Origin of the sequence: Streptomyces minutiscleroticus (assembly GCF_014650875.1) — a bacterium.
GTDB lineage: Bacteria > Actinomycetota > Actinomycetes > Streptomycetales > Streptomycetaceae > Streptomyces > Streptomyces minutiscleroticus.
In genome coordinates this window covers 1-570 of sequence record NZ_BMVU01000269.1, presented here as the reverse complement: position 1 = coordinate 570, position 570 = coordinate 1, and the positions used below count along the sequence as shown (strand labels likewise).

Genomic DNA, 570 nt, shown 5'->3' with positions numbered 1-570 from the left:
TTACCCGCTTATCAAAACCCTTTCAAAAAGCCATGTTTTTTGGACGCGCAAACCCGTTTTAAGGAATTAGAAAGAGCTTTAAAGGGAATGGATAGGGTGCTATTGAGCGATTTTGAAATCAAGCAAGAAAGGGCCGTGCCTACGATAGAAAGCGTGATTTATTTTCAAAAACTCTATCGCCCTAAAACGCTTTATTTAGTCATAGGAGCGGATTGCTTAAGGCATCTTTCTTCTTGGACTAACGCTAAAGAGCTTTTAAAAAGGGTGGAATTAGTGGTTTTTGAAAGGATTGGCTATGAAGAGATCCAATTTAAGGGGCGTTATTTCCCTTTAAAAGGCATTGATGCACCGATTTCTTCTAGCGCGATTAGGGCTAGTTTAGGGGTTTAAGCGTGTTTTTTAATGTGGCGGTAGGCTTCTTGAATGATAGCGAAGCGTTTGGCATAAAGAGCCTTATTTTCTTTAAGATCGCACAAATCAGGGTGGTAGGTTTTAGCCAATTCTAAATAGCGCTTTTTCACCTCGCTGAAATTTTCATGCTTGATGAAACCTAACGCTTTATAGCATTCC

The 570-nt window shown here is 39.8% G+C and carries 2 protein-coding genes; one reads left to right on the top strand and one right to left on the bottom strand.

Translation table 11 applies throughout. The features are described from left to right. Positions 1–390 (top strand): nicotinate-nicotinamide nucleotide adenylyltransferase (locus tag IE271_RS44690; RefSeq protein ID WP_190195539.1); only part of this gene is annotated, 390 nt, incomplete at its 5' end. Here the strand turns inward: IE271_RS44690 and IE271_RS44685 are convergent. Continuing rightward, a partial coding sequence (locus tag IE271_RS44685) for a J domain-containing protein (protein ID WP_190195538.1) occupies positions 387–570 on the bottom strand: 184 nt, incomplete at its 5' end. The genes IE271_RS44690 and IE271_RS44685 overlap by 4 nt on opposite strands.